Here is a 19,932-nt window from a genome sequence, read left to right as displayed (position 1 = left end):
TCTTATCCCTTCGGGGCCAGAAGTTTCAGCGCTGCACGGATCAGAGCCGCTGTATCTGCCCCCGGCATGTCGCTGGCCGCCTGCGCCACCGCCGTGGCCGCATCCGCAGGTCCGTATCCGAGATTGCCCAATGCCGAAAGCGCATCCGCCTGCACGCTCATCGAAGCCGCAGCCGCAGCCCCGCTCGCCGCAGACGCGCCGCTGGACATCACCGGGGCACGTGCCGGTTCCTCAATCACCTCATCAGACCCCGGTGCCGCCGCGTCCTCTACCTCTGGCGCGACATCACTGGCTCCGGCCATAGCCGCACTCAGGCTCCCGCCCAGCGCCATCACCTCCGGTGCCTTGTCCTTCAGTTCAATCACAACCCGCTGCGCGGTCTTGGGGCCAACACCTTTCGCAACTTTAATCGCCGCCACATCACCCAGCGTGATTGCCCGGCTCACGCCTTCGGCTCCCAAAGCACTGAGAATGGCCAGACTGGCCTTGGCGCCAATCCCCTGCACGCTCATCAACAGGCGATGCCATTCCTTTTCAAACAGGCTGGCAAAGCCATAAAGCTGCAAGAGGTCTTCACGCACCAGCAAATCCGTATAAAGCGCCACCGCCTCCCCGACCGCAGGCAGTCCCGCCAGCGTGCGCTCCGAACAATAGACAATATAGCCGACACCGCGCACATCAATCAGTGCGTGGTCCGCCGTCTTATACTCAAGCCGCCCAGAAATCTTTCCAATCATGCCGTCGCTTTCTTCAAGGCTTCCGAATAGCCTGCCCCTGCGCGCGCATAATGCGCATGACACATGGCAATGGCCAGCGCATCTGCAGCATCCGGCCCAGCAATCTGCACACCGGGCAACTGCAACTTCACCATATGTTCCACCTGATGCTTTTCCGCATGACCAACCCCAACAATCGTCTTCTTGACCTTGTTGGGCGCGTATTCGCCAATGGTCAGCCCCGCCTGCGCCGGCACCAGCAGCGCCACGCCGCGTGCCTGTCCCAGCTTCAGCGTCCCCGCCCCATCTTTGTTGACAAATGTCTGTTCAATCGCAGCATGATCGGGCAGAAACCGGGCCACCACATCGGTCAGCTGCTCATGCAGCGACAACAGTCGCGCCGCCAGATCCTGTCCCACCGAATGGCAAATGCCATTGCCGACATGCGTCAGTCGGCTGCCATTGGCGTCAATCACGCCCCAGCCCATGTTCCGCAATCCCGGGTCAATTCCCAATACGCGCATCTGCTGCCCCATTTGTTTTGTTGTTGTTCCATCCGCAGTAGCACGAAACAAGAACAAACGCCAAGCCTGATCACGCAAGCGGGGCGAAACATGCGTATTTTTGCGCGCAGCGCCCTCAGCCATACCGGGCCGCCTCCCCCTTCGAAGACACGTCGAAAATGGTCAATAAGACGTCGCATTTGCCCCTTATTTTTATGGAAATATTCGCGCTTCACACCCATGCATTTTTCGCATGCCACCTATGTCACAAAACTGTCTTGTTTGTGGAGATTGCATTCCATATGTGCCCTCCATCGAAAACACAGACCATTCAGTACTGTGCGTTTTCTCCAAAACCATACGCTTGCCTGTTGTGCCGCCTTCTGCGGTGTGACGCCCAAAGCGCATGGCAGATCAGACGCATGGTGCTCAAGCACTCAAAGAGAAGGAACGCTGACATGGCCACTTTTGAAACCACTACGTCCACCCGTTTTGCCGGTCGTCTCGGCTACACTTTCGCAGCACTGACCGCGCTGTTCGTGGAATGGAACGACAAACGTAAGACCCGCAACGCCCTGGAACTGCTCTCGGATCGCGAACTCAACGACATCGGCCTCTCCCGCGCCGACATCGCCTCTTTCCGCTGAGCATCGGCACTGCCCCACTCACATGGTTTTCGGGCCCTTGGGTCGAAACCGCAGCTCCTCCAAGGGGCTGCGGTTTTCTTTTGGCCCAAACAAAAAGAAACGGCCCCGGGGAGAGAGACCCGGGGCCGTCTGGGATCTTGGAGGGATCCACGAAACTCTATGTGATCAAAGGTTGGCCTTGATCTGTGTTGCCAGCCAACTGGAAATCGGGTCTGGCCGCATGGTCCAGGCCGCCGCCTTTTCCACCTGCGTGCCACCGCTCAGGCGCACAACATTCTGCGTGTAAAAATCTGCCCCGATCTGAGACATCATCACACCCTTGATGACGAAGAATGACACCACAACCATCATCAGCCCCGCCCAAGGGAAACCGCGGCCACGTCCGGCGCCACGCACAATGACGTACCCATTGCGATCAATGGTGACGGATTTGCGAGATGTGAGACCGGTTTCAGCTTGCTTCCGATAAATCCGGGCAAGACGGTCGTGAAATTCTGCTTGAGATTCACTCATGGCATCAACTCAGGTTTGGCCCCCACCAAACATGGCTAAAACTGGTCGCGAAATGTGGCGAAAATAAGGCGCAGCCCTCCAAATAGGGCCAATTCGAGACAAAACTGCTCACAATTTCACAAATACCCCACCGCAGGCGAAACAACCTAATAAGATAGCAAAAACTGTCTTCAGATTGGAAACAAACACAAAAACAAAGGGCGCCTCCGAAGAGACGCCCTGTGATGTGATTCTAGCTGTGAAAGCGTGGATCAGGCGCTTTGGCGGGTCAGCGTCAGCGTGGTCCATTCCCCAATTTCTTCGCGGGTGTGCACCGCAAAGCCCGCCGCAGCATAGGCCGCAACCACCTCATCCGCCTGTTCATTGAGAATACCGGACAGGATCGCATGTCCCCCCGCACCAATGTTGGCTCCCATATCAGGGGCGAGATCGACCAGCGGTGCTTTCAGGATATTGGCGAACACCAGATCATATGGCGCTTTCGCCGCAAGATCAGGATGCCCAAAACCAGCGGCCTCCAGACAGATCACACGCCCGGACAACCCATTGGCCTCCACATTGGCCTTCGCCACATCCACAGCCACTTCATCGATATCGCTGGCCAGCACCGGGTTGGGCCAGATCCGGGCTGCTCCCATGCCAAGCACGGCTGTGCCACAGCCGATATCCGCCACATTCTGTCCCACAAAACCTTCTACGGCCAGACGGTCCAAAGCCTTCAGGCAGCCCAGCGTGGTGCCATGGTGACCAGTGCCAAAGGCCATGGCCGCTTCAATCAAAAGAGGTTCCGCCTCTGCGGGCACCTTGTCCGCATCATGGCTGCCGTAGACAAAGAACCGCCCCGCTTGCACCGGAGCAAGTTCACGCTTCACCTTGGCCACCCAATCCGTTTCTGGCAACTCAGACACCACAAAAGGCTTGGCGTCAAAAGCCGCCGCCAGCACGGCAAGCCCTGCCTCATCAGGCGCTTCCGTAAAGTAGCCCCCAACTTCCCAAAGACCAGAGCCATCCTCGATTTCAAAAACCCCAACGCCGGTGGGTTCGGGCACAAGACGCTCCATCGCCTCGCCAAGCGCTTCGCCTTGGGCTTTTCCGGGCAGCGTGGTGAATGCGGTAAATGTGGGCATGAGCGGTCTCCTGAAGCTTTGACAGCGGCCTAGGGTCTCCCCTCGCCGCCGTCAAGCCTGAGACCATTGTTTTACTTGGCCATCACCGCCAAAGGTCGGGTCAAACGGGTTTCATTACCCTTTTCCGGGTGGCGCGGGATCAAAAAGGCCAGCCCCAGTGAAATCGCCGCCATAGAGGCCGCCAATACAAAAACCGCACCGGGTGAGATCAGCCACAACAGCCCCAAAAGCACCGGCAGAAACACGGCGGCGATGTGGTTGATGGTGAAGGCCACAGCCGCGGTCGGCGCCATGTCTTCCGGATCGGCAATTTTCTGAAAATAGGTTTTCAACGCCAAAGCCAGCGAGAAGAGCAGGTGATCCACCACATACAGCGTCGCCGCCAAGACAATTCCCCAGCCAAAGAAATAGATCCCACCATAGGCCAAAAACACGATCACCAACCCGGCATATTCAAAAATCAGCGTGCGCCGCTCACCAAAGCGCGCCACAGCGGCCCCAATCAAAGGCGCACAGATCATATTGGCAACAAGGTTGATCAGATAGAGCGCGGTGATCTCATGCACATCAAAGCCAAAGCGTTCCACCATCATGAACCCGGCAAACACCACAAAAATCTGACGACGGGCCCCGGCCATGAACTGCATCGCGTAATAAAGCCAATAGCGCTTTTTCAGCACCATTTTGCGCGACTGCGGCGTGCGACCCTCAAATTGCGGGAAGGCGAAGAGACAATAGACTGCAATCACCGCCGTGATACCGCCGCCCGCCAGATAAACCACCTCATAACTCAGATCGAAGCGTTTCCAGCTCAACACAATCAGCCCATAGGCCACCAATGTCGCGCCAGAACCCGCCGCAACCAGCCACCCCAACATCTTAGGCGCGCGCTTTTTGTCCAGCCATTGCAGCTGCAGCGACTGGTTCACCGTCTCATAATAATGAAAGCCAATTGAGCTGAGCAGCGTGATCATCAAAATCCCCCCCATGCTGGGGAAGTAGGCGGTCAGCGCAGTGGCCACGCCCAACAGTAGCAGGGAGATCATGCCCAACACCTGTTCGCGGATGAACAGCAATAGGAAAATCACGCCAATTGCCAGAAATCCGGGAATTTCGCGCACTGTGTGCAGCAGGCCAATGTCAGAGCCGTCAAAGCCCGCTACCTCAATCACAAAGTTATTGAGCAGCGCACTCCAGGTGTTGAAGGCAATCGGCATCGCCAACGCCATCAGAAACAGGAGTGTGATCGGACGCCGCCACCACGGCAGGAGATGCGCGTCATCAATGGGGATTTTCCTAAACATACACAGCGCATACGCCCAAAGACCACGAAAGGCGACCCCCGACCATGGTAGAGAGACCTGCGCACCTCCGCACCACCTGTCACTTGGAACAGATCGTGTAAGCGAGGCGCTGCCTCGCGCTCCGGAATATTTTTGGTCAAATGAAGCAGGCCGTCAGTAAAAATTCTGTGGGTCGATATCCACCGCAAGGCGCAAGTCACCTTTCAGCCGGAATTGGCCGACCCATTGCGCAAGGGCGGCCTGTAGCGGTGCGGATTTGTCTGCCTTCACCAAAAGGCGCACCCTATGGCGTCCGCGTACCCGCGCGATTGGGGCCGGAGCGGGCCCATAGACATCTGCACCAATCGCCTTGAGTGCGCCCGCATTGCGCGCCAATGCATTGCCCAGATCAAACACCTGGCTCACGTCGCTGCCAGAGAGAATAATGCCGGCCATGCGCCCAAAGGGCGGCACCACCGCATGGCGTCGCTCATCTGCTTCGGCGCGCCAGAACCCTGTCTCATCGCCGCTCAGGATGGCGCGGATTACCGGATGTTCGGGCTGAAAGGTCTGCAACAGCGCCAGCCCCGCCCGCTCGGAGCGCCCCGCACGCCCCGCCACCTGACGCATCAGTTGGAAGGTCCGCTCTGCGGCGCGCAGATCAGAGCCTTGCAACCCCAGATCCGCATCAATCACCCCAACCAGCGTGAGCAAGGGGAAGTTGTGCCCCTTGGCCACCAGTTGGGTGCCGATGATAATATCGGCACCGCCCTGTGCGATGGCCTCGATACTTTCTTTCAGCGCCCGCGCCGAGCCAAAGAGATCCGAACTTAGCACCGCCTGACGCGCTTCCGGCCAAAGCTCTTTGGCCTCCTCTGCCAGACGCTCCACCCCCGGGCCAACCGGCGCCAGCTTGCCTTCGACCTCACAGGAAGGACAGGCCTCCGGCATGGGTTTGGTTTCGCCGCACTGGTGGCACATCAGGCGCTTGAGGAAGCGGTGCTCCACCATACGCGCATCACAGCTGTCACAACCAATTTGATGACCACAGGCCCGGCAGATGGTGACCGGCGCATAGCCACGGCGGTTGATGAACAACAGCGCTTGTTCCCCTTTGGCAATCCGCGCATCCACCGCCGCCTTGAGCGTTGGAGAGATCCAGTGACTGGCAGGCAGTTTTTCTGCCCGCATGTCAATCGCGCGCATTTCCGGCAGGACCGAGGCGCCGTAGCGGCTGGTTAGCTCAAGCTTGCTGTATTTGCCCAGTTCTGCGTTGGTCCAGCTCTCAAGGCTTGGGGTTGCTGAGGCCAGCACCACCTGCGCCTCACAAAGTGCAGCGCGCAGCACCGCCATATCGCGCGCATTATAAAGCACCCCATCTTCCTGTTTGTAGGAGGTGTCATGTTCCTCATCGACCACAATCAAGCCAAGATCACGATAGGGCAGAAACAACGCTGAGCGCGCGCCAATCACCATCTGCGCGCCTCCGGCCCCCACCATCTTCCAGGTGCGGCGGCGCTCTGTCATCGTCACACCCGAATGCCACTCCGCAGGCTTCGCGCCAAAACGCGCCTCAACCCGTGTCAGAAACTCCGCCGTCAGCGCAATCTCCGGCAAGAGCACCAGCGCCTGCCGCCCCTTGCGCAGACATTCAGCGACCGCCTCAAGATAGACCTCTGTCTTGCCAGAGCCGGTCACTCCGCGCAGCAGAGTTGTGCCATAGCGTCCTGTCTGCACCCCTGCGCGCAACTGGGCCGCGCCAGCCTCCTGATCCTCTGTCAGGGCCTTGCCGCCATATTCAGGATCCAGTCTGGCAAAAGGCACATCCCGGGGCGCAGCTTCTTCCCGCACCACACCCTGTTTGACCAATCCTTTGATGACCGAATTTGTGACCCCAGCCATATCGGCCAGTTCCCCCATGGTGAACGACAGGTCACCGTAATCTTCCAATGTGGCCAACACACGCCGCCTTGCATCGGTCTGCCGATCCGGCGTGCCTGTGCCCCGCCGATAGATCTTGCGCATCGAGGGCGGATCCGACAAGCCCGGCGCACGGGTGGCCAGCCGCAACATGGCATGCAGCGGCGTGAGCGTATACTCCCCGGCACGCTGCAAGAAGGCGCGCATATCTGCCCCCATGGGGGCGACATCCAGAACACGGTTCACCGCGCGCAGACGGCTCAGATCAAAGCCGCCGCTGCCCGGCCCCCAAATCACGCCCAAAACTTTGCGCGGCCCCAGCGGCACTTCGACAAAAGCGCCAAGCACACAGCCTCCCTCTGGGGCTTTGTAATCCAGAAACCGGTCCAAGGGCTGCGCAGTCAGCACCGAAACAGGGGCGCCACTGCCAAAGAAATCGCCCTCTTCCATTACACTCTGCTCCCGGATAGCTTGCATTCGCGCGCGCCGCGCCTCTTTTCGGCGCATTGGCACTCAGAGGTATCCCACATGCTGCCAAAAGGGCAAGACTGGGCCAAGTTATGTCGCGACTATCGCGAGCGGCACGGCCTGAAACAAGAAGCAATGGCTCAGGACTTCAATGTAGATCAATCCGCAGTCAGCCGGTGGGAACGCGGTATACGCGAGCCGTCTTTGCAGGTGAAACAGGCCATCTTGGAGGACGTGCTGCGCAATCGCACACTGGCACCGGATCAAACCATGCGCCTGCTGATGGAGCAAAGCGGCTCTGCGGTGGCGCTCTGGCAAAAGGATGGCACGCTGCTAGGCGCCTCTCCCCGCTTTGAACGCGAAGCGCTGTCTAACGACAACGGCGGCTCCTTGCTTCAGGACACAAAGGTTCTCGCCCATATCATGCACATTCTGAATGAACACGGTTTCTTTGACGGAGATGTGCTGCTCGCCGTGATGAAAATCAACCCATTCTTGCAGCCTCGGCGCGTGGAAGCGGGAGGTGTCATCGTGGTGTCGATGTTCCCCATGCACGATGTGGGCGATGAACTGGCTGTTCTGGCGGTACATGATCACGATGTCTTCGCCCAGCCGCTGGACAACGCCGGGGACATTCAGATCACCTTTGCCGGCAGCAAGGCAGGCCAATCACAGATTGCTTACAGCCGCATTCCCGGTTTTGAAGCGATAACTTCCGGGCCCAAACCACGACCAGATAAATGAGCAAAAAACTGCCGATAACACGCTGAAATATAGTGCATAAATCGGCATAACACCACCTGTGTACTTCCCCCATCCTGACCGCCTAGCACTGAGGTGTAGCAACACGAGAAAAGGATCGGGTAAAATGAGCACTCTCTTGGGCACCCTCTTGGACAACGTTCTAACCGGCACACAGTTTGCCGATGTGATCCGCGGTCTGGCGGGCAATGATACGATCACGGCACATGGTGGCGACGACACCATTGATGCCGGTGAAGGCCATGACAGCGTCAAAGCTGGCGACGGCGATGATATGGCCTATGGCGGGCTTGGCAATGACGTGCTCAATGGCGGCAACGGGGCGGATATGCTGGATGGCGGCGCGGGCGATGACCTTCTCAAAGGCAGCAACGGCAATGACATGCTCAATGGCGGCGCGGGCAACGACACCATGTCAGGCGGGCGCGACGACGATATTGTTCATGGCGGCAACGGTGCAGATCTACTTTATGGCAACAGCGGCGCAGATGCCCTGCATGGGGGCGAGGGCGCAGACAGGCTCTACGGCAACTCCGGCGATGACGTTCTGGAAGGCGGCGCAGGCAATGACATGCTCTATGGAGGCGCAGGCAACGACACCCTTTATGGATTTTCATGGGGCGGCGAGCCTGTGCCTGCACAGGATGCCGATGCTCTGGTCAACCCAGATGAGCCAGTGGAAGACACGGACTATCTGCAAGGCGGAAGCGGTGCAGACACCTTGGAATTCCGCTGGCTGATCGACGCCAAAGCAGAGATCCTTGCCAAACACACCGATGCCAATGGCGATACGGATTACTCCATGAATGGCGTGGCAGGCGAAAACGACAACGCCCATGACCACTGGGTGGAAACCATCGGCACCAAAGTGGTGACCGATTTCGACGCCGCAGAAGGCGACACGCTGGTGTTCAAGGGCCACACAGTGGAACTCGAAGAAGCGATCTATACGGACTTTGACAATGATGGCGACATCGATACGGTTTTGACCTTCGTCTCAAACCAAGGCGGTAATGGCGGCGCCCACGATGGTGACGCGGTCGGGCAAGTTGTGATCCTGGATCAGCAGATTGACGCGGCCGATATCGCCGTAGACCGGGGCGTCTTCTATGGCGTCACCGAACCCTATTCCGAATTCGGCTAAGCACTGGCCTGCGCAGCTTACCCCAAGAGATACTGGCGGAGGCCCAATGCGGTCTCCGCCCTTTGGCGTTCAGAAGCAAATTTCGTTATCGCTAACGGAATTTCAGTATGGAAAGTGACTTCCTGCTTTTCGCAAAGCGCCTGATCGGGTAAAGCGGTGCCAGCCGCAGTGCAATCCCGCAGTTGCGCGCATCGCCTTTTTGCCTGCTCACTGCAGTAGAGGAACCGATATGAAATTCTTCGTAGACACCGCCGAGATCGACGCCATTGCTGAACTGAACGCCACCGGCATGGTCGACGGCGTGACAACCAACCCGTCTCTGATCAAAAAATCCGGCCGTGACATTCTGGAAGTCACCAAAGAAATCTGTGACCTTGTAGACGGTCCTGTGTCCGCAGAGGTGGTTTCCACCGAAGCAGATGCAATGATCGCCGAGGGCCGCAAACTTGTCGAAATCGCCGACAATATCGCTGTCAAAGTTCCTCTGACCTGGGACGGGCTGAAGGCCTGCAAGGCGCTCACAGACGACGGCCACAAGGTCAACGTAACCCTCTGTTTCTCCGCCAATCAGGCGCTGCTGGCCGCTAAAGCTGGCGCAACCTTCATCTCGCCCTTCATCGGTCGCCTTGATGACATCAACCTCGACGGCATGGATCTGATCGCAGACATCCGTCAGGTCTATGACAACTACGGATTTGAAACCGAAATTCTGGCAGCCTCCGTGCGCACCGTGAACCACGCCACCCAATGCGCGCTGGTTGGTGCCGACGTGATGACCGCACCGCCAGCCGTGATCAAATCTATGATCAACCACCCGTTGACAGACAAAGGCCTCGACGCTTTCCTGGCTGATATCAAAGACGCAGGCATCAAAATCCTGTAAGTCTCTTCCAAGACATGGAAAGGCCCGGTTTTTACCGGGCCTTTTTCATGACGGCCTGCGTGAGGCAGATTGCCCCGGCCTCTCGCCCCATGCTACCATACTGTGGAGAAGAGGCAGAGCAGACCCGCCCACCAGATCCTACATGAGCACCGCACTAGATAAATTCCAACGCCTCGAAGCCATGGCCCTCTGGCGTGACACTCCCGAAGCCCAACGGCGCGACGTGATTGTCTCCCTCGGGGACGCGACTTTGGTGATCAAAGACACCAATGACCGCGCCTTGGCACATTGGTCGCTGCCTGCCGTGCGCCGCCAAAACTCGGGCACCCTGCCTGCGGTGTTCTTCCCCGATGGCGATGAGGGCGAAACAATCGAAATTGGCGAAGATCATCTCGAAGTGATTGAGGCGATTGAGCAACTGCGCAAGGCTGTGGCACGGCCCACCAAAAACAGTGGACGCCTGCGCAAAGGGGTGATCGCCGCCACAACGCTTGGCATTCTGGGGCTGGGTGTGTTCTGGTTGCCGGGGGCCTTGGTCAACCATGCGCTGCGCGTCGTGCCAAATGTGGCACGCCAGACCATCGGTCAGGACATGATGCAGCTCACCACCCGCCTCACCGGGCAGCATTGTCGCAGCACAGATGCCATCGCTGCGGTGGATGCTCTGCAAAAACGTCTCAAAGTGCGCGTGATCACCGTCATTCCCAGCGCCCTGCGCGAGGCCGTGGCCCTGCCCGGCAATATCGTGCTGCTTGGGCGCGATGCGGTCGAAGACTATGAAGAACCAGATGTGGCGGCAGGGTTTGTGGTGGCCGCCCAGACCGCCAGCCCCGATCCGCTGCGCGGGGTCTTGGAAAGCGGAGGCATCTCCGCCAGCCTGCGCCTGCTGACTTCTGGAACCCTGCCCGAAGCGCTTCTGGTCCGCCATCTCGAAGATCTTTTCGCCACCCCCCCCCGCGCCACGGCCGATGAAACACTGATCGCTGCCTTTGAGGAGCGGCGCGTGCGACTGAAACCCTATGCGCTGGCTATGGATCCTTCCGGCGAAAGCACCCTGCCCCTGATTGAAGCTGCGCCTTTCACCGAGGAATTGCCTGAACCGGTGTTGAGCGACCGCTACTGGGTCGCACTGCAGGGAATCTGCGGCAGCTGACCTGCCACAGCCTTACCAAATCTCAGCGCGCAGCGTCAGTCACTGGCGTAAAAACGCGCCTCCAAAGCCCGCACCGCGCGCCTTGGAAAGCGCAGCGCTCGCGTTGTCTTCTGCGGCAAACGGCCCGGCCAGAACAATACGCTGCGTCGCGCCATTCTGACTGTATTTGCCAATACGCACCGGCAGCCCCATCCGGCGGATCTTTTTGGCTGCTGCCTGCGCCTGCGCCGCATCCCCAAAGGTGCCGACCTGCACATAAGGCGTGCCCGCAAGACGCAGAGATTTTGTCACTGGTTCCGATTTGGTGGCCACAGCTGTCGGGGCAATGACGTCATCCGAAGTGGCCGCTCGGGCAACAGGAGATGCCGCATCATCAACAGTGCGCTGGATCAACCGACGCGGCACCGTATTGGTCCAGATCGCCTCGGTCTGCGCAATACCAGCCACAGTCATCTGGGCACGTGTCTCACTCAACCGGCCATCCTCAAAGGCGCGGCGGTATCCCTCTCGCACTCTGGAATCCACCTGATTGGTCAGGTTGTTCTCATAAACATGCAAAGGCACAACACGCACATCCGGCGCAACCTCTGCAAGCTCACTGACCTTCACAACCGTCCCTACCGCAGGGCGGCGCAATGAACTGTTCTTGTCAAACCGCATTTGCGGCGGTGTGGCAGTCGGCCGCCCCGTGCCTGGTGTCACAGGTGACTGCGCCTGCGGACCACAACGCACCGGCGAACCCTTGTAAGTGGTAATGCCCTCACGACAGGGCGAAACGATGCCCGATGCGCGGGGCGCCTGCGTGGATGTGCGGCGCGGCTTTGTTGCGGTGGGCGCAACAGCGGCCTTTGGTGCCGTTTTAACCGGGGTCGTCGTAGTTGGCGCAGCCACTGGCGCGGCAGCCGGGGCAATGACTTTGGCATTTGTTGTCGGGCGCACTGCCGTGGGCGTGGTGTAAAGCGGCTCGCCTCTTTTTTGTTTGACCACTTTCTTGGGCGGCTTGAGCGCTGCGGTCGTCACCACAGGCGCGGTCGCAGCCGCAGGTGTGGCCACCTTTTTTGCGGTAGGCGCCGAGGTCTTCTTCACGGTTTTTGGCTGCGTTTTTTGAGGAGCAGGTGCAGATGTTGCCGCTGCAGCTGTGCTTTCCGATGCTGCGGGCTGAATTTGCACCACGTTCTTGTCACGCTTGGGGGCCGCAGCAGGCGCGGTACGCGCCGCCGCATCAAACGTCGGCTTGAAACCACAAATCACCTTGCGGTCCCGCGTCACACGCGGCACCCAGGTTGTGGCCCCATCCACACCCGCACGGATATAGACACAACCTCGGCTATCGACAAACTGCTTGCCTTTGAAACTCGCCGGAGGAAATTCCGCCGGCGTCTGTCTGGCATTGATCGACTGGGCATGTGCCACCCCCAGTCCCGTAGATGCTGCGATTACGCCAATCGCTAGAAATCTGCTCAGCTTCATAATGCCCCCACAAGATGTAGGGGCATCCTACCAAATACATGGAAGATGAGTAAACCAAGGAAAGGCCCTATTGTGGTCAAATTTTAGACACAATTAACCAAATTAGGGCCTTTACAGCGTCTTATTGCGTGCCAAACATCCGATCTCCGGCATCTCCAAGCCCGGGCAGGATATAGCCCTTCTCATTGAGACGCTCATCCAAAGAGGCCGTGACGATCGGCACATCCGGATGCGCTTCCTTCATCCGCGCCACGCCTTCGGGCGCTGCCAGCAGGCACAGGAAACGGATATTCTTCGCCCCCTTCTCTTTCAGAAGATCAATGGCAGCCGCAGAGCTGTTGCCCGTGGCCAGCATCGGATCCACAGCAATCACCAGACGTTCATCCAACTCACCCGGCGCTTTGAAGTAATATTGCACGGGCTCCAGTGTCTCTTCATCCCGATACAGCCCCACAAAGCCAACCCGCGCAGACGGCACGAGCTCCAGCATCCCATCAAGCAAGCCATTGCCTGCCCGCAAAATGGACACCAGGGCCAGCTTGCGCCCCGCCAATGTCGGGGCCTCCATCTCGACCATCGGCGTTTGAATGGTCTTGGTGGTCATCGGCAACTCACGTGTCACCTCATAGGCCAGCAACTGGCTGATCTCACGCAGCAGGCGGCGAAACTCCCCGGTTGAGGTGGCCGCATCGCGCATGATTGTCAGTTTGTGTTGTACCAGCGGGTGATCCACTACGGTCAAATGATCCATCAGGCTTTCTCCAGTCTCTTGGCCACGACGGCCTTGGTCTCTTCATCACAGAACGCCGCCCTCAGCGCGGTCTGGTTGATCTCTGCAAAATCCTCAACGCCCCAGCCAAAGGCCTGCGCAAGCATCTCATATTCACGGCGCATGGTCGTGTGAAAAAATGGCGGATCATCTGTACTCACGGTGACCTGCACACCCGCCTCGCGCAATGCCTGAATTGGATGCGCAGCAAAATCAGGAAACAGTCCCAACACCACATTGGATCCGGGACAGACTTCCAGCGTGATCTGACGCGCCACGAGTTCCTTGATCAGATCAGGGTCTTCTATCGCCCGCACACCATGGCCAATGCGCGCCACATTCAGATCATTGAGCGCATCCCAAACGCTTTCGGCGCCACCAAACTCCCCCGCATGGGTCGTCAGCTTAAGCCCGGCTTCGCGCGCCTGATCAAAGGCATAGGCAAAATCGCCCTGTGCAAACTGCCCCTCATCTCCGCCCATACCAAAGCCAACCACAAACCGACCCGCCGTCTCGGCGGCATACAGCGATGCACGTTTGGATTTTTGCGGGCCAAAATGGCGCACGGCCGTCACCACACCGCGCAGCGTGATGCCATGCTTGCGCTCCGCTGCTGCCGCCGCCTCTTCAATGGCAGCCAGATATTCGCGCCAGGCCCCAAGATCTCCGCCACCACAGAAATCCGGGCTGATGAAACTCTCCGTGTACACAACCCCATTGGCCGCGCTTTCCTCAAGCCAGGCCGACGTCAGCCGGGCAAACTCTTCAGGCCCGGTCAGCACAGAGCTCGCCGCTTCATAAACGCTCAGGAAATGCACGAAATTTTCAAAGGCATACCCGCCATCCGGCGTAAACACCCGGCTTAGGTCCACTTTCTTTTCATGGGCGAGCTGCTTGATAAAGGCTGGCGGCGCCGCGCCTTCGTGGTGGATATGCAACTCCAGCTTTGGCAGGTCTGCCACAGTCATAGGAAGCTCCTTCCGCGCGGCGGCATGATGCCAAGATGAGCCGCCGCCGTCGCCGCCACATCCACAAAGTCAATCAATCCGGCTTCTCCCGGCCCAACACCTGCACAAAGCACCGGCACACGTTCGCGCGTGTGATCTGTGCCCGACCAGCTCGGATCGTTGCCATGATCCGCCGTCAGGATCAGCAGATCTCCCGGTGTCATCTTTTGCATAAAAGCACCGATTTCTCGGTCAAACCACTCCAGTGCACGTGCATACCCCGCGATATCACGGCGATGCCCATACAGGCTGTCAAACTCGACAAAATTGGCAAATGTCAGACTACCATCCGGCGCGGTTTCGGCCAGCCCATGCAAATCCTGCATCAATTTGGCGTCGCTGCCCTTGGTGCAGCTGTCGATGCCTGCCATGGTGAAAATATCGCCGATCTTGCCCACGCCCAGCACCGCGCCCCCGGCATCCTGCACCCAGTTGGTCAACACCGGCTCCGGTGGGGCAATCGCGAAATCCCGGCGATTGGTGGTCCGCTCAAATCCGGTTTCCGCATCGCCCACAAAAGGCCGCGCAATCACCCGGCCAATTTTCATCGCATGCAGGCTTGGTGCCAACGCCCGACAGAGATCAATCAACCGTTCCAGCCCAAAATGCGTCTCATGCGCCGCAATCTGGAACACACTGTCAGCAGAGGTGTAGCAAATCGGCCATCCGCTGCGCAGATGCTCCGCGCCCAGTTCATTGATGATCACCGTACCAGAGGCGTGGCAGTTGCCAAGAATACCGTCGGTCTGCGCCAGCTCACACACTTTAGCTACGAGGTCTTCGGGAAAACAGGGCGAGCCTTTGGGGAAATATCCCCAGTCCCATGGCACGGGCAGTCCGGCCAGTTCCCAATGTCCAGAGGGGGTATCCTTTCCCGGACTGCGCTCATTCGCGGCTCCCCAAAAACCGGTTGGTGTCGCCGCAAGGCCCGGTGTCTGCGCCCCAGACGCCAGCCGCACCGCCGCGCCAAGCCCAAGCCCATCCAGATGCGGCAGCATCAAAGGCCCAGAACGCCCTTCATCGGCGTGCCCTTCTGCACAGGTCTGCGCAATATGGGCCAGCGTATTGGCACCGCTGTCCGGCAAGGCCTCATTAAAGAAGCGATCCGCATCCACGGCCCCACCGCAGCCAACGGAATCCATCACCACCAAAAACACCCGTGCCATTTATGAGCTCTCCTCATGAACAAGCGGCGGTATATCCGGCATTGTGGCGTCAATGGCAATGGCCGCGCGCACCTGCACCGCAGCCGCCTCCGCAGCAGCTTCCCGCGCCGCATGCACCCGCAGCAGCGGCTGGCCCGCCTCCACATACTGCCCAAGGCGCACCACATCCGAGAACCCGACCGCAGGGTTGATCACATCGCTCTCAACCTGACGCCCCCCGCCAAGCCCCACCACAGCAAGGCCCAGCGCTTCGCCGTCAATGGCAGTGATATAGCCCGTTTCGGGCGCAGCAATTTCCCGTATGACCGGCGCTTCAGGCAAAAACCGCCGCCACTCCTCTGTAAAGCGCGTCGGACCACCCATTGCGCCCACCATACGGCCAAACACCTCTGCGGCTTTGCCATTGTCCAACACGTCACGCATCTGGCGCAGCCCTGCGTCCATGTCGCGTGCCATGCCTGCATTGGCCAGCAGACGCGCACCCAGAGCCACAGACAGTTCCGCAAGAGGCCCACCCGCCCCGTCACAGAGCACCGCCATACATTCAGCCACCTCAAGCGCATTGCCAAGCGACGCCGCGAGCGGCTGGTTCATATCCGAGATCACCGCACTTGTCGGACAGCCTGCCAAATTGGCGGTGCCCACCAAGGATTGCGCCAACGCGCGTGCCTCTTGGGGGGATTTCATAAAGGCACCGGTTCCGACTTTCACATCCAGAACCAGCCCCTCAAGACCAGCCGCCAGTTTTTTGGACAGAATGGACGCTGTGATCAGATCTAGACTTTCCACAGTCGCCGTCACATCCCGGATCGCGTAAAGCCGCTTGTCCGCGGGCGCGATCTCCGCTGTCGCACTGACAATGGCACAGCCCACCTGTGCCACAACCTCTTTGAACCGCGCCTCACTCAAGCCTGTGGACAATCCCGGAATGGCCTCCAGCTTGTCCAGCGTGCCTCCCGTGTGCCCAAGGCCACGGCCTGAAATCATCGGCACGTAAGCCCCACAGGCTGCCAAAGCCGGGGCCAGAATGAGCGATACACAATCGCCCACACCACCGGTGGAATGCTTGTCCAATACTGGCGCAGGCAGATCCCATGCCATCCGGTCGCCGCTGTCTCGCATCGCCAGCGTCAGCGCCACGCGTCCTTCTTCTGACAGACCACGCAAACAGACTCCCATGGCAAAGGCTCCAGCCTGCGCATCGCTGACCGTGCCCTCAGCAAGCCCCCGCGCAAACCACGCCAATGCCTCACGGCTCGGTGTTTCTCCACGACGCAGATGCGCGATGATTGAACGTGCGTCCATTTAGTCCCGGTCCTCGTGATCCGCATCCATGTGATCCGTGCCAAATGCGCCCGGCAGCAACTCTGCCATGGTCATGGTCACACGCACCCCATCCAGATTGGCCAAGGTCACCGTCGTGTCCTTACCGCCAAACTCCGCCAATTTCTGACGGCACCCACCGCAGGGACTCACCGGCTCCTTGCTGTCAGCGACCACAAACACTTCGGTCAACCGCGTCTCCCCCGCCGCGACCATGGCCGCAATCGCCCCGGCTTCGGCACAGGTCCCCTCAGGATAGGCGATATTTTCCACATTACAGCCCGCATAGATGGCACCGCTTTGCGCCCGCACAGCCGCCCCCACCTTGAATTTGGAATATGGCGCATAGGCGTTTTCACGCACCTCAAAGGCTGTTTTTTCCAGTGTCATTCCCGTTCACCTTCAATGGATCACGTCCGTCATCGCCAGAAGCCCTGCGATGCCGCCGTTGAGTTTCACAAAGCCGGACAGACAGCCGGCATGACGTCACATGGCGCTGAACCAGACCCGCGCCATCTTGGCACCAGCTTCCTCCCGTCCAGCACAAAGGTAAAGGGACGATCTTCGCCGCGCCCCAGCCCTGCGCACGCATAAATTTTCGATCGCCACAGAATGTAACCAAACGGTCAAAAATACAAGCCAATGCCGTTGCGTCAGAATTCCGCGTTTTCACCGCATGAAAACTGGTTTAAAGCTGAACTAATTTCTTTTTTCCGCACCAACAGTGCCACACAGAGGTCTCCAATGTCGGACAATCGCAATCAATCGCTGCGGGATGCGGCGCTTTTTTATCACGCTCATCCTAAACCCGGAAAACTGGAGATCCGCGCCACCAAACCTCTGGCCAATGGCCGTGATCTCTCGCGCGCCTACTCTCCCGGCGTGGCCGAAGCCTGCCTCGAAATCAAAGAAGATCCCGCAAACGCAGCGCTTTACACCGCGCGTCAAAACCTTGTCGCCGTGGTGTCCAACGGCTCTGCCGTGCTGGGCCTTGGCAATATCGGCGCTCTGGCCTCCAAACCCGTGATGGAAGGTAAGGCGGTTCTGTTCAAGAATTTCGCCAATATCGACTGTTTTGACATCGAACTGGACGAGGCAGACCCCGAAAAGCTGGCAGAGATTGTCTGTGCCATGGGCCCGACATTTGGCGCCATCAATCTCGAAGACATCAAAGCCCCCGATTGCTTCATCGTCGAAAAAATCTGTCGCGAACGCATGAATATTCCGGTGTTCCACGACGATCAACACGGCACGGCGATTGTGGTCGGCGCCGCCGCAACCAACGCCCTACGCGTGGCCAACAAGCGCTTTGAAGACATCAAAATTGTCTCCACCGGCGGCGGTGCAGCGGGCATTGCCTGCCTGAACATGCTGGTGAAACTGGGCGTGAAGCGTGAAAACATCTGGCTCTGCGACATTCACGGTCTGGTCTATGAAGGCCGCGAAGAGGATATGAACCCGCAGAAAGCCGAGTTTGCCCAAGCCTCTGACCTGCGCACACTGGACGACGTCATCGACGACGCGGATATGTTCCTCGGCCTCTCAGGCCCCGGCGTGCTGAAACCCGAACAGGTCGCAAAAATGACGGCGCAGCCGATCATCTTTGCTCTGGCCAACCCAACCCCGGAGATCATGCCGGATGGGGCACGCAAAGTGGCCCCGGATGCGATCATCGCCACAGGTCGCTCTGACTTCCCCAATCAGGTCAACAACGTGCTCTGCTTCCCTTTCATCTTCCGCGGCGCGCTGGATGTTGGGGCGACGGAAATCAACGACGAAATGTGCGTGGCCTGTGTGAACGGCATCGCCGAGCTCGCGCGTGCCACCACCTCCGCCGAAGCGGCCGCCGCCTATAAGGGCGAGCAACTCACCTTTGGGGCAGAATACCTTATTCCCAAACCATTTGACCCGCGTCTGGTCGGCGTGGTCTCCGCCGCTGTGGCTCAGGCCGCCATGGACAGCGGTGTTGCCACCCGCCCCATCCCTGACATCGACGCCTATGTGCATACGCTCAACCAGTCGGTCTTCAAATCCGCCCTGCTGATGCGCCCGGTGTTTGAAACGGCCCGCAAAGCCTCCCGCCGCATTGTCTTCTCAGAAGGCGAAGATGAGCGCGTTCTGCGGGCAGCGCAGGCCATTCTGGAGGAAACCACGGAAACCCCGATCCTGATTGGCCGCCCCGAGGTGATCGAAGCCCGCTGCGAACGCGCAGGCCTTGCCATCCGTCCCGGTCAGGATTTCCAGATTGTGAACCCGGAAAACGATCCGCGCTATTTCGACTACTGGAACAGCTATCACGAGCTGATGGAGCGCGAAGGTGTCACCCCGGATCTGGCCAAGGCCATCATGCGCACGAATTCCACCGCGATTGGCGCCATCATGGTGCACCGCGAAGAAGCCGACAGCCTGATCTGTGGCACCTTTGGAGAATACCGCTGGCACCTGAATTATGTGGAGCAGGTTCTGGGCAATAAAAACCTCTCCCCCCATGGCGCGCTCTCTCTGATGATCCTTGAAGACGGCCCGCTGTTTATCGCCGATACGCAGGTGCATGAGCTGCCCTCCCCCGAGGACATTGCCCGCATCGCCGAAGGCGCAGCCCGCCATGTGCGCCGCTTTGGTCTGGAGCCCAAAATCGCGCTCTGCTCCCAGAGCCAATTTGGCAACCATCGCGTCGGCTCCGGCAAACGGCTGCGCGAAGCCATCGAAATTCTAGACAGCAAGCCACGTGATTTTGCCTATGAGGGCGAAATGAACGTGGACACAGCGCTGGATCCGGAGCTGCGGGCACGCATCTTCCCTCGCACCCGCCTGGAGGGCGAAGCCAATGTGCTGGTCTTTGCCCATGCCGACGCCGCCTCTGGTGTTCGCAACATTCTGAAAATGCGGGCGGGCGCGTTGGAAGTGGGTCCAATCCTGATGGGTATGGGCAACCGCGCCCACATCGTCAGCCCCTCGATCACCACACGCGGCCTGCTCAATATGGCCGCCATCGCGGGCTCTCCTGTCACCCACTACGGGTAAAGCCTTAGCAAAAATTTTTACAACACAAAGGGCGCCGCGCAGGCGCCCTTTATG

At 59.1% G+C, this 19,932-nt stretch carries 18 protein-coding genes; 6 read left to right on the top strand and 12 right to left on the bottom strand.

The features are described from left to right. Positions 1-2: 2 nt before the first annotated feature. Positions 3-737: a Holliday junction branch migration protein RuvA gene (ruvA, locus tag SHM7688_RS17940; RefSeq protein ID WP_058241325.1), complete on the bottom strand. Its 735-nt coding sequence runs from the start codon at positions 735-737 to the stop codon at positions 3-5. Further along, the gene (gene ruvC, locus SHM7688_RS17935; RefSeq protein ID WP_058241556.1) at positions 734-1,240 is read right to left on the bottom strand and encodes a crossover junction endodeoxyribonuclease RuvC; all 507 of its coding nucleotides are present in this window, start codon (positions 1,238-1,240) and stop codon (positions 734-736) included. The genes ruvA and ruvC overlap by 4 nt, the downstream gene beginning before the upstream one ends. A gap of 437 nt (positions 1,241-1,677) precedes the next feature. Between ruvC and SHM7688_RS17930 the strand changes: the two genes are divergently transcribed. Next, positions 1,678-1,866: a DUF1127 domain-containing protein gene (locus SHM7688_RS17930; protein ID WP_058241324.1), complete on the top strand. Its 189-nt coding sequence runs from the start codon at positions 1,678-1,680 to the stop codon at positions 1,864-1,866. A gap of 165 nt (positions 1,867-2,031) precedes the next feature. On the opposite strand, the gene SHM7688_RS17925 is transcribed toward SHM7688_RS17930, so the two are convergent. The 4 genes from SHM7688_RS17925 to SHM7688_RS17910 all read right to left on the bottom strand — a co-directional run bounded on the left by SHM7688_RS17925 (position 2,032) and on the right by SHM7688_RS17910 (position 7,159). Next, positions 2,032-2,379, bottom strand: coding sequence for a hypothetical protein (locus SHM7688_RS17925; protein ID WP_058241323.1), 348 nt, complete (start codon positions 2,377-2,379; stop codon positions 2,032-2,034). Positions 2,380-2,630: 251 nt separating this feature from the next. After that, positions 2,631-3,506, bottom strand: a complete 876-nt coding sequence (locus tag SHM7688_RS17920) for a 50S ribosomal protein L11 methyltransferase (RefSeq protein ID WP_058241322.1) — start codon at positions 3,504-3,506, stop codon at positions 2,631-2,633. A gap of 71 nt (positions 3,507-3,577) precedes the next feature. After that, entirely contained in the window at positions 3,578-4,810 is a 1,233-nt protein-coding gene (locus SHM7688_RS17915) for an MFS transporter (protein ID WP_058241321.1), read from the bottom strand. Positions 4,811-4,963: 153 nt separating this feature from the next. Beyond that, positions 4,964-7,159, bottom strand: coding sequence for a primosomal protein N' (locus tag SHM7688_RS17910; protein WP_058241320.1), 2,196 nt, complete (start codon positions 7,157-7,159; stop codon positions 4,964-4,966). Between the two features lie 78 nt (positions 7,160-7,237). On the opposite strand from SHM7688_RS17910, the gene SHM7688_RS17905 reads away from it, so the two are divergent. The 4 genes from SHM7688_RS17905 to SHM7688_RS17890 all read left to right on the top strand — a co-directional run bounded on the left by SHM7688_RS17905 (position 7,238) and on the right by SHM7688_RS17890 (position 11,119). After that, positions 7,238-7,921, top strand: coding sequence for a helix-turn-helix domain-containing protein (locus SHM7688_RS17905; protein WP_058241319.1), 684 nt, complete (start codon positions 7,238-7,240; stop codon positions 7,919-7,921). Positions 7,922-8,045: 124 nt separating this feature from the next. Next, positions 8,046-9,083, top strand: a complete 1,038-nt coding sequence (locus SHM7688_RS20180; RefSeq protein ID WP_058241318.1) for a calcium-binding protein — start codon at positions 8,046-8,048, stop codon at positions 9,081-9,083. 229 nt (positions 9,084-9,312) lie between these two features. Then, entirely contained in the window at positions 9,313-9,966 is a 654-nt protein-coding gene (gene fsa, locus SHM7688_RS17895) for a fructose-6-phosphate aldolase (RefSeq protein ID WP_058241317.1), read from the top strand. A gap of 142 nt (positions 9,967-10,108) precedes the next feature. Further along, a complete protein-coding gene (locus SHM7688_RS17890; RefSeq protein WP_058241316.1) occupies positions 10,109-11,119 on the top strand; it encodes a hypothetical protein in 1,011 nt (336 codons plus the stop codon). 39 nt (positions 11,120-11,158) lie between these two features. Here SHM7688_RS17890 and SHM7688_RS17885 read toward each other — a convergent pair whose 3' ends face one another. From SHM7688_RS17885 to SHM7688_RS17860, 6 genes are all read right to left on the bottom strand, one after another. Continuing rightward, positions 11,159-12,589, bottom strand: a complete 1,431-nt coding sequence (locus SHM7688_RS17885) for an SPOR domain-containing protein (protein ID WP_058241315.1) — start codon at positions 12,587-12,589, stop codon at positions 11,159-11,161. A 121-nt stretch (positions 12,590-12,710) separates the two neighbouring features. After that, the gene (upp, locus tag SHM7688_RS17880) at positions 12,711-13,343 is read right to left on the bottom strand and encodes a uracil phosphoribosyltransferase (RefSeq protein ID WP_058241314.1); all 633 of its coding nucleotides are present in this window, start codon (positions 13,341-13,343) and stop codon (positions 12,711-12,713) included. Continuing rightward, complete coding sequence (locus tag SHM7688_RS17875; RefSeq protein ID WP_058241313.1) at positions 13,340-14,326, bottom strand: adenosine deaminase; 987 nt, start codon at positions 14,324-14,326, stop codon at positions 13,340-13,342. The genes upp and SHM7688_RS17875 overlap by 4 nt, the downstream gene beginning before the upstream one ends. Then, on the bottom strand, positions 14,323-15,531 hold the full coding sequence (locus tag SHM7688_RS17870) for a phosphopentomutase (protein WP_058241312.1): 1,209 nt from the start codon (positions 15,529-15,531) through the stop codon (positions 14,323-14,325). Before SHM7688_RS17870 ends, SHM7688_RS17875 begins: the two co-directional genes overlap by 4 nt. Continuing rightward, a complete protein-coding gene (locus SHM7688_RS17865; RefSeq protein ID WP_058241311.1) occupies positions 15,532-16,836 on the bottom strand; it encodes a thymidine phosphorylase in 1,305 nt (434 codons plus the stop codon). Beyond that, the gene (locus tag SHM7688_RS17860; protein WP_058241310.1) at positions 16,837-17,244 is read right to left on the bottom strand and encodes a cytidine deaminase; all 408 of its coding nucleotides are present in this window, start codon (positions 17,242-17,244) and stop codon (positions 16,837-16,839) included. Positions 17,245-17,598: 354 nt separating this feature from the next. On the opposite strand from SHM7688_RS17860, the gene SHM7688_RS17855 reads away from it, so the two are divergent. Continuing rightward, on the top strand, positions 17,599-19,878 hold the full coding sequence (locus tag SHM7688_RS17855; protein ID WP_058241555.1) for an NADP-dependent malic enzyme: 2,280 nt from the start codon (positions 17,599-17,601) through the stop codon (positions 19,876-19,878). Positions 19,879-19,932 lie beyond the last annotated feature (54 nt).

Origin of the sequence: Shimia marina (genome assembly GCF_001458175.1) — a bacterium.
Classification (GTDB): Bacteria; Pseudomonadota; Alphaproteobacteria; order Rhodobacterales; family Rhodobacteraceae; genus Shimia; species Shimia marina.
This window is presented reverse-complemented; position numbering and strand designations above follow the sequence as displayed.